Source organism: Streptomyces sp. (genome assembly GCF_035645055.1).
Taxonomy (GTDB): Bacteria; Actinomycetota; Actinomycetes; order Streptomycetales; family Streptomycetaceae; genus Streptomyces.
This window is the reverse complement of record NZ_DASQNH010000019.1, coordinates 86,283-96,043: the sequence shown is the minus strand read 5'-3', so window position 1 is coordinate 96,043 and position 9,761 is coordinate 86,283. Positions and strand designations below refer to the sequence as shown.

The following is a 9,761-nucleotide window of genomic DNA, read 5'->3' as shown; positions in this document are numbered from 1 at the left end:
TCCTCCTGCTCGACGAAGCTCATCTCGACGTCGAGCTGGTAGAACTCGCCCGGCGAGCGGTCGGCGCGGGCGTCCTCGTCGCGGAAGCAGGGCGCGATCTGGAAGTAGCGGTCGAAGCCGGAGATCATCAGCAGCTGCTTGAACTGCTGCGGGGCCTGCGGGAGGGCGTAGAACCTGCCCGGGTGCAGACGGGAGGGGACGACGAAGTCGCGGGCGCCCTCGGGGGAGGTCGCGGACAGGATCGGCGTCGCCATCTCGTTGAAGCCCAGCGCCGTCATCTTGTGCCGGATGGCGGAGATGACCGCCGTGCGCAGCATGATGTTGCGGTGCATGCGCTCGCGGCGCAGGTCGAGGAAGCGGTACTCCAGGCGGCGCTCCTCGTTGACGCCGTCCTCGGTGTTGATGGTGAAGGGCAGCGGGGCGGCGGCGCCGAGCAGCTCGACCTCGCCGACCTCGACCTCGATCTCACCGGTGGGCAGGTCCGGGTTCACGTTCTCGGTTCCACGTGAAACGACCTTGCCGTCGACGCGGACCGTGGACTCCTTGGAGACCTTGTCCAGCGCCTCGTAGGCGGGCGTGCCGGGACGGGCGACCAGCTGCGTGATGCCGTAGTGGTCGCGCAGATCGATGAAGAGGATGCCGCCCAGGTCGCGCCGATTGTGCAGCCAGCCACTCAGCCGGACGTCGGTGCCGACGTCAGAGGCGCGGAGCTCGCCGCAGGTGTGGGACCTGTACCGATGCATCGTCGTTCATCCAGTCTTCGCGGATCGGGAATCTCCGGGGCCCGGTGCCCGGACTTTCCCAGGGTACCGGCCATGCCGGGATCGCCCGGCCCGATTGTCGGCGTCGCCCATCAGTGGCACGTCCCGAACACCTTTTCCTAAAGTGGGGCAATGCGCACTGGTGAGCCCCTGCCCGCCGTGGGGCAGGTCCTCGCCGCCCTCGCGACCGGCCTGTGGCAGTGGGACACGGACACAAGCCAGGTCACGGTGGACGCCGAGGCCGCTCGACTGCTCGGGCTGCCCCCGGAACCGGCCACCCTCACCGAGGCCCAGGTGCGCTCCCGGCTGCACCCGGTCGACTGGAACGAGATCGTCAGCGTCGTCGGCCTGGCCACCGCCGAGGGCACCCTCGCCGAGGTGCGGGTACGGATCATGGACGAGCGCGGCCGGGTCATCCGGACGACCCGCAGCCGGATGAGACCCTCCTTCGACCCCGTACGCCGGGCCTACGAGCTGATCGGCACCCTCCAGGAGGTCACCGAGCCCTCGCCGGGCACCCCCGCCGGACGCAACGCGGTCACCGGTGACTGGCGGCGCTCCCGGGAGGCGTTCCTGCTGGACGCGGGCCGGGCGCTGGCCGAGGCCCGCTCCACCGAGGAGGTGCTGCGGGTCGCGGCCGGACTGGCGATGCCCGGGTTCTCGCCGGACGGGCTGGCCGTCTTCGGCGTGCAGGGCGACCGGCTGACGATCATCGGCCACCACGGGCACCAGCCCGGCGACGAGAGCCCCTTCTCGCACATGTCGCTGGACACCGACTATCCGGCGGCTGAAGTGGTGCGCACCGGCCGGGCGGTGTACCTGTCCTCCCCCCAGCAGTACAAGGAGCGCTACCCGCTCACCTGGCCGCTCGCCGAGCAGTTCGGCCGCCGGTCGTGGGCGTTCCTGCCGCTGACCGTCGCCGGGCGCACCATGGGCGCCTGGATGGCGGGCTTCGCCTACCCGGTGCGGTTCACGCCCGACGAGCGGTCGGTACTGACCACCGTGGCCCGGATGCTCGCCCAGGCCCTGTCCCGGGCCGGAGCCGCCGAGACCCAGCGGGAACTCACCGACGGTCTCCAGCGCTCGATGCTGCCCATGCTGGGCCCCCAGATCCCCGGCATGAGCGTGGCCGCCCGCTATGTGCCGACCGGCGGCGGACTCCAGGTCGGCGGCGACTGGTACGACATGATCCCGCTGCCGTCCGGCCGGTTCGCGCTGACCATCGGCGACGTCCAGGGGCACGACGTGCGCGCGGCCGGCCTGATGGGCCAGCTGCGGATAGCCCTGCGCGCCTACGCCTCCGAGGGCCACCGCCCCGACGCGGTCCTCTCCCGCGCCTCCCGCTTCCTGCACGGCATGTGCTCGGGCACCGAGGACCCCGGCGAGCTGCGCTTCGCGACCTGCCTCTACGTCGAGGCGGACCCGCTGTCCGGGGTGCTGGAGATCGCCCGCGCCGGCCACCCCGACCCGGCGATCCGGATGTCCGACGGCACGGTGCTCACCCGGCCCACGGCCGGCGGACTGCCGCTCGGCATCGACCCGGACGCCGACTACCCCACCACTCGGCTCCTCCTGGAACCCGGCGAGACCATGCTGATCTGCACCGACGGACTGATCGAGACCGGTGGCCACGATCTGGAGACCGGCTGGAAGCGCATCCGCGCCATCCTGGAGCAGCACACCGGTGATCTGGAGGAACTCGCCGACGCCCTGGTCCAGGCGGTGCACGGCCCCTCCTCCCACCACAGCCCCGGCCCGCTCGCCGACCGCCGGGAGGACGACATCGCCGTCCTGCTGCTGTGCCGGCAGAGCCAGGACTGCGGCTGCGGCGGCCCGGTCACCGCGCGGCCCACCGTGCGGCGCACCATGCTGACGGTCGCCCAAACCGAACCCGAGCGGATCGCCGTCGCCCGCCGGCTGCTGCGCGAACTCCTCCACGACTGGGCCTGTGCCGACCAGGTCGACTCGGCGGTGCTGCTGCTGTCCGAGACGCTGACGAACGTCCTGGTGCACACCGACACCGACGCGCTGCTGGTCGCCGAGGTCACCGGGGAGGGCGACGACCGGCGGATGCGGGTCGAGGTCACCGACGCCAGCGACGACCTGCCGCACAAGCGGCGGCCCGGGGAGCTGGCGTCCTCCGGGCGCGGTCTGATGCTGATCGAGCTGCTGGCCCACGCCTGGGGCGTCGACCCGCGCGGCGAGGGCAAGAGCATCTGGTTCGAGTTCTACGAGTCCGACGACGGGGCGGAGGCGGCGTAGCGGTCCCGCAGCTCGTGGACGACACCGAACGCGGCGGCGGTCAGCGGTACGGCGAGCAGCATCCCGAGGATCCCGGCGACGGACGCGCCCGCGGTGATCGTGACCATCACCACCGCCGGGTGCATCTGCACCGTACGGCTCTGGATCACCGGCTGGAGCACATGCCCCTCCAGCACCTGCACGGCCAGGACCACGCCCAGCGCCCACAGGGCGATCACGAACCCCCGGTCGGCAAGCGCCACCAGCACCGCCACCGCGCCGGAGATGAAGGCGCCGAGATAGGGGATGTAGGCGCCGACGAAGACCAGCGCGCCCAGCCCGACGGCGCCGGGCACGTCCAGGACGAGCAGGCCCACGGTGATGCAGAGCGCGTCGATGAGGGCGATGAAGGTGGTCCCGCGCATGAACCCCTCCACCGCCTGGTAGGCACGGTGGGCCATGGCCTCCAGGGAGTCGGCGGCGCCGGGCGGGGCGAGCGAGCGCAGGGCGCCGGTGGCCCGGTGGGAGTCGCGCAGGAAGAAGAAGACGAGCAGCAGCGCGAGCACGGCCATGGCGATGGTCTCGCCGACCACGCTCACGCCGCTGATCACCCCGGAGGCGGCCGTCCCGCCGAACTTGCCGAGCAGCTCCCGCCAGTTGGCGGCCAGATCGTCCAGCGAGGTCCCGGCGGCTCCGAAGTGCCGGGCGAGGTCCCGTGCCGCCTGCCGGAGCGAGGTGATGATCTGGTCCCCGCTGTCGATGAGCGCGGCGACGACGATGTAGACGGCGCCGCCGACCACGCAGACCACGGCGACGCAGGTGAGCCCGGCGGCCACGGACCGGTTGACGCCCGCCTTCACCAGCCGCCGGTGGAAGGGGCCGAGGAGCGCCGTGCCCAGCAGCGCGAGCAGCACCGGCACGACGGCCGCGCGGAACTCCACGCACAGCCGGATGCCCACGTAGACGACCCCCGCGACGAGCAGCACGACGGCACACCAGGCGGCGAGCCGGCGCACGGGAAGGGGAAGCAGCTGCACGTCTCCAGCGGATCACGCGCGGGGCGGGCTGTCCCGCGCGCGCGGCCGGCCGGGGGAATGCCCCGGGGTCCCCCCCTGTTGCAGGTGGCAGAAAGTTCAACGCTCAACTAAACTGAGACGCACGTCGCCCGAGGAGGTACCGACCATGCCCGCAGTGACCGTCGAGAACCCGTTGACGCTGCCCCGCGTCACCGCACCCGCAGACGCCGTGGCCCGTCCCGTGCTCGCCGTCACCACCGCACCGAGCGGCTTCGAGGGGGAGGGTTTCCCGGTACGCAGGGCGTTCGCCGGGATCAGCTACCGCCACCTCGACCCGTTCATCATGATGGACCAGATGGGCGAGGTGGAGTACGCGCCGGGAGAGCCCAAGGGCACCCCGTGGCACCCTCACCGCGGCTTCGAGACCGTCACCTACATCATCGACGGCGTCTTCGACCACCAGGACTCCCACGGCGGCGGCGGCACCATCACCAACGGCGACACCCAGTGGATGACCGCCGGCTCCGGGCTCCTCCACATCGAGGCCCCGCCCGAGCACCTCGTCGTCTCCGGCGGCCTCTTCCACGGCCTCCAGCTGTGGGTGAACCTCCCCGCCAGGGACAAGATGATGGCCCCCCGCTACCAGGACATCCGCGCGGGCAGCGTCCAGCTGCTCACCTCCCCCGACGGCGGCGCGCTGCTCCGCGTCATCGCGGGCGAGCTGGACGGCCACGAGGGTCCCGGCATCACCCACACCCCCATCACCATGATCCACGCGACACTCGCCCCCGGCGCGGAGATCACCCTCCCCTGGCGGGAGGAGTTCAACGGCCTCGCCTACGTCCTCGCCGGCAAGGGCGCGGTGGGCGCCGAGCGCCGCCCGGTCCACTCCGGCCAGACGGCGGTCTTCGGCACCGGCTCCTCCCTCACCGTCCGCGCGGACGAGAAGCAGGACTCCCACACCCCCGACCTGGAGATCGTCCTGCTCGGCGGCCGCCCCATCCGCGAGCCCATGGCCCACTACGGCCCGTTCGTCATGAACACCAAGGACGAGCTGATGCAGGCGTTCGAGGACTTCCAGAAGGGCCGCCTGGGCACGGTCCCGGCAGTCCACGGAATGACCGAAGAGGGCCCGGGGGCCTGAAAGCCGGCAGGGTACGAGAAGGCCCGAAGCCGCAACCTTGTCTTGCGGCTTCGGGCCTTTTCGGTCAGAGGACTACTCCCCTGGGGCAGCACGCGCACCGGCGCCCCGTCCGGTGCGCAGCCCGCCTGCCGCACACACCCCTGCTCGAAGAGCAGGTCCGGGCAGCCGCGGACACGCTCGTCCGGCAGTCCAGTCCGGGCGGCGATCTCCTCCACCCGGTACACGGCACCGCCCTGCAGCAGCGCCGGGGCGAGCCGCCACCGCGTGCACGTCCTCGGTGACGGCGAGGTTGTCCGCCTTCCACTTGGCGAGGAGCTGCTGTGTGGCCAGCTCCGGCGCCGGGGAGCGCCGGGAGCGGTCGGCGGGGGTCGGAGCGCCTGGGCGATGTCGCGCAGGCCGTGCGTGATCTCCCTCAGCAGATGGTTCTGCTGCGCCTGGGCCGCCAGCAGCGCCTCGTCGGCCCGGATGTTGCTCGGCAGATCCGCAGTTCGCCTCGTCGGCGACGTTCCGGAGAGCGGATCCCACGTGCGCGTATCCCAGACGCCTGCACACGTCGACCGCCGGGAACCAGTGGGTGCCGTCCGGCGTGGTCAGCCTCCGCACTCGCGCACCTGTGGCCGCGTACACGAAGTCGCTGATCTCGATCGCGTCCTGCTGTCGTGCCCCGCGTCAGCCCCCGTACATCCGCCGCATCGCGAAGTCCACCATCTCCTCCACGGCCTTCGCGTCGAAGACGATGCGGTGTTCGCCCTCCATGTCGAGGACGAAGCCGTAGCCGGTGGGGAGGAGGTCGATGACCTCCGCGCCGGTGATGACGAAGTACTTGGATTCCTTGCCCGCGTAGCGGCGCAGTTCCTTCAGCGAGGTGAACATGGGGATCACCGGCTGCTGGGTGTTGTGCAGGGCCAGGAAGCCGGGGGTGTCGCCGCGGGGGCAGTAGACCTTGGACGTGGCGAAGATCTGCTGGAAGTCCTCGGCGGTCAGCTGCCCGGTGGTGAAGGAGCGCACCGCGTCGGCGAGGGAGGGCGGGGACGGCTCCGGGTACAGCGGCGGCTGCTGACCGTATCCGCCGGCGCCGGGCATCTGCTGCTGCGGCGGGGCGTACTGCTGCTGCGCTCCGGCGCTCTGGTCGTAGCCGTACATGCAGGCAAGGGTATCGACCGCCGTAGAGGGGTGGGTCACAGATGGCCGGATCGGGGTTGCGCTTTATTACTGACGGGTAGCATATTGGAGCTACTTGTTGGTACGTGAACTAGCGCGAGGATCCAGTGCCTCGCCGATCTCTCTAGGGAGCCGGGAGCCGTCGCCATGGGGCACTACAAGTCGAATCTCCGCGACATCGAGTTCAACCTCTTCGAAGTACTCGGCCGCGACAAGGTGTACGGCACCGGCCCGTTCGAGGAGATGGACCTCGAGACCGCCAAGAGCGTCCTGGAGGAGCTGACCCGCCTCTCCGAGAACGAGCTGGCCGAGTCCTTCGCCGACGCGGACCGCAACCCGCCGGTCTTCGACCCGGAGACGAACACCGCTCCGGTCCCGGAGTCCTTCAAGAAGAGCTACCAGGCCTTCATGGACTCCGAGTACTGGCGGCTCGGCCTGCCCGAGGAGATCGGCGGCACCACCTCGCCGCGCTCCCTCATCTGGGCCTACGCCGAGCTGATCCTGGGCGCCAACCCGGCCGTGTGGATGTACTCCTCGGGCCCGGCGTTCGCCGGCATCCTCTTCGAGGAGGGCAACGAGGTCCAGAAGCACATCGCCAAGATCGCCACCGAGAAGCAGTGGGGCTCCACCATGGTCCTCACCGAGCCGGACGCCGGCTCGGACGTGGGCGCCGGCCGCACCAAGGCCGTGCAGCAGGAGGACGGCTCCTGGCACATCGAGGGCGTGAAGCGGTTCATCACGTCCGGTGAGCACGACATGTCGGAGAACATCCTCCACTACGTGCTGGCCCGCCCCGAGGGCGCCGGCCCCGGCACCAAGGGCCTTTCCCTCTTCCTCGTCCCGAAGTACCTCTTCGACTTCGAGACCGGCGAGCTGGGCGAGCGCAACGGCGTCTACGCCACCAACGTCGAGCACAAGATGGGCCTGAAGGCGTCCAACACGTGCGAGATGACCTTCGGCGACAAGCACCCCGCCAAGGGCTGGCTGATCGGCGACAAGCACGACGGCATCCGCCAGATGTTCCGCATCATCGAGTTCGCCCGCATGATGGTCGGCACGAAGGCGATCTCCACGCTGTCCACCGGCTACCTGAACGCGCTGGAGTACGCCAAGGAGCGCGTCCAGGGTCCGGACCTGGCCAACTTCATGGACAAGACCGCGCCCAAGGTCACCATCACGCACCACCCGGACGTGCGCCGCTCGCTGATCACGCAGAAGGCGTACGCGGAGGGCATGCGCGCCCTCGTCCTCTACACCGCCTCGATCCAGGACGCCATCCAGCTCAAGGAGGCCGCCGGCGAGGACGCCTCCGCCGAGCACGCGCTGAACGACCTGCTCCTGCCGATCGTCAAGGGTTACGGCTCCGAGAAGGGCTACGAGCAGCTCGCCCAGTCGCTGCAGACCTTCGGCGGCTCCGGCTTCCTCCAGGAGTACCCGATCGAGCAGTACATCCGGGACTCCAAGATCGACACGCTGTACGAGGGCACCACGGCCATCCAGGGCCAGGACTTCTTCTTCCGGAAGATCGTCCGCAACCAGGGCGCCGCGCTGAACTCCCTCGCCGAGGACATCAAGAAGTTCCTCGCCCTCGGCACCGGCGGCGAGGAGCTGGCCGGCGCCCGTGAGCACCTGGCGAAGGCCGCCGTCGAGCTGGAGGCGATCGTCGGTGTGATGCTGACCGACCTCGCGGCCACCGAGCAGGACGTCAAGAACATCTACAAGGTCGGGCTCAACACCACCCGCCTGCTGATGGCCTCCGGTGACGTGATCGTCGGCTACCTGCTGCTCAAGGGCGCCGCGATCGCCGCCGAGAAGCTGGAGACGGCCTCCGCCAAGGACAGGGCGTTCTACACCGGCAAGATCGCGGCGGCGAAGTTCTTCGCGGCCAACGTCCTGCCCGGCGTCACCCTGGCCCGCAAGGTCTCGGAGAACGTGGACCTGGACCTGATGGAGCTGGACGAGTCCGCGTTCTAGGACACCGCCCGCCAAAGCTGCACGGAACTCCACACCGTCCTCACGTCAGCCCGCTCCCTTCACCGGGAGCGGGCTTTCGTCCGTCGTTAAGGTGAACCTCATGAGCGAACCCTCACGCTTCCACCGCGGCCACACCGACGACCTGATGTCCTTCCTGGCGGCCGGCCCGTCGCCGTACCACGCGGTGGCGAACACCGCCGAGCGGCTGGAGAAAGCGGGTTTCCGGCAGGTCGCGGAGACGGACGCCTGGGACGGGACGAAGGGCGGCAGGTACGTGCTGCGCGGCGGCGCGATCGTGGCCTGGTACGTCCCCGAGGGCGCCGAGCCGCACACGCCGTTCCGGATCGTCGGCGCGCACACCGACTCCCCCAACCTGCGCGTCAAGCCGCTCCCCGACACCGGCGCGCACGGCTGGCGCCAGGTCGCGGTGGAGATCTACGGCGGCCCGCTGATGAACTCCTGGCTCGACCGCGACCTGGGACTGGCCGGCCGGCTCACCCTGCGGGACGGCTCCACCCGCCTGGTCAACGTCGACCGCCCCCTGCTGCGCGTCCCCCAGCTCGCCATCCACCTGGACCGCTCGGTCTCCGCGGAGGGCCTCAAGCTCGACAAGCAGCGGCACATGCAGCCGGTCTGGGGACTCGGCGACGACATCCGCGACGGCGATCTCATCGCCTTCCTGGAGGAGGCCGCGGGGCTGTCCGCGGGCGAGGTGACCGGCTGGGACCTGATGACCCACTCGGTGGAGGCTCCCGCGTACCTGGGCCGCGACCAGGAGCTGGTGGCCGGGCCGCGGATGGACAACCTGCTGTCGGTGCACGCGGGCGCGGTGGCGCTCGCCGCGGTGGCGACCGGCCCGGACGCCGCCGGGCTGCCGTACATCCCCGTGCTGGCCGCCTTCGACCACGAGGAGAACGGCTCCCAGTCGGACACCGGCGCCGACGGGCCGCTGCTCGGCAACGTGCTGGAGCGCTCGGTGTTCGCGCGCGGCGGGTCGTACGAGGACCGGGCGCGCGCCTTCGCCGGCACGGTCTGCGTCTCCTCCGACACCGGCCACGCCGTCCACCCCAACTACGCGGAACGGCACGACCCGACCCACCACCCGCGCGTGGACGGCGGCCCGATCCTCAAGGTCAACGTCAACAACCGCTACGCCACGGACGGTTCGGGCCGGGCGGTGTTCGCCGCCGCCTGCGAGAAGGCGGGCGTGCCCTTCCAGTCGTTCGTCTCCAACAACTCCATGCCCTGCGGCACCACCATCGGCCCGATCACCGCGGCCCGGCACGGCATCCGCACGGTCGACATCGGCGTGGCGATCCTGTCCATGCACAGCGCGCGCGAACTGTGCGGCGCCAAGGACCCGTATCTGCTGGCGAACGCGCTGGTGGCGTTCCTGGAGGGCTGACTCCGGCGGCCCGCGACGACAAATGGGCGTGTGTGCCAGGCCTTTGGGTACCCGTCACC

Annotated in this window: 7 protein-coding genes and 1 pseudogene; 4 read left to right on the top strand and 4 right to left on the bottom strand. The window is 70.7% G+C overall.

Annotated elements, in window-relative coordinates; genetic code table 11:
- Nucleotides 1-743: amino acid--tRNA ligase-related protein (locus tag VE614_RS06135; RefSeq protein ID WP_324933246.1), on the bottom strand; the 743-nt coding region annotated here is incomplete at its 3' end.
- Nucleotides 744-893: 150 nt separating this feature from the next.
- Here VE614_RS06135 and VE614_RS06130 point away from each other — a divergent pair.
- A complete protein-coding gene (locus VE614_RS06130; protein ID WP_324933243.1) occupies nt 894-3,023 on the top strand; it encodes a SpoIIE family protein phosphatase in 2,130 nt (709 codons plus the stop codon).
- Here the strand turns inward: VE614_RS06130 and VE614_RS06125 are convergent.
- Nucleotides 2,990-4,039: an AI-2E family transporter gene (locus VE614_RS06125; RefSeq protein WP_324933240.1), complete on the bottom strand. Its 1,050-nt coding sequence runs from the start codon at nt 4,037-4,039 to the stop codon at nt 2,990-2,992. The genes VE614_RS06130 and VE614_RS06125 overlap by 34 nt on opposite strands.
- Nucleotides 4,040-4,184: 145 nt before the next feature.
- On the opposite strand from VE614_RS06125, the gene VE614_RS06120 reads away from it, so the two are divergent.
- Complete coding sequence (locus tag VE614_RS06120; RefSeq protein ID WP_324933237.1) at nt 4,185-5,162, top strand: pirin family protein; 978 nt, start codon at nt 4,185-4,187, stop codon at nt 5,160-5,162.
- Between the two features lie 530 nt (nt 5,163-5,692).
- On the opposite strand, the pseudogene VE614_RS33680 reads toward VE614_RS06120, so the two are convergent.
- Both VE614_RS33680 and VE614_RS06115 read right to left on the bottom strand, forming a co-directional pair.
- A pseudogene (locus VE614_RS33680) lies at nt 5,693-5,789 on the bottom strand (DNA-binding protein); the annotation flags it as partial.
- 42 nt (nt 5,790-5,831) lie between these two features.
- Nucleotides 5,832-6,305, bottom strand: a complete 474-nt coding sequence (locus tag VE614_RS06115) for an SseB family protein (RefSeq protein WP_043502588.1) — start codon at nt 6,303-6,305, stop codon at nt 5,832-5,834.
- Between the two features lie 165 nt (nt 6,306-6,470).
- On the opposite strand from VE614_RS06115, the gene VE614_RS06110 reads away from it, so the two are divergent.
- Both VE614_RS06110 and VE614_RS06105 read left to right on the top strand, forming a co-directional pair.
- Complete coding sequence (locus VE614_RS06110; protein WP_324933232.1) at nt 6,471-8,297, top strand: acyl-CoA dehydrogenase; 1,827 nt, start codon at nt 6,471-6,473, stop codon at nt 8,295-8,297.
- A gap of 100 nt (nt 8,298-8,397) precedes the next feature.
- Nucleotides 8,398-9,702, top strand: coding sequence for a M18 family aminopeptidase (locus tag VE614_RS06105; RefSeq protein ID WP_324933229.1), 1,305 nt, complete (start codon nt 8,398-8,400; stop codon nt 9,700-9,702).
- Nucleotides 9,703-9,761 lie beyond the last annotated feature (59 nt).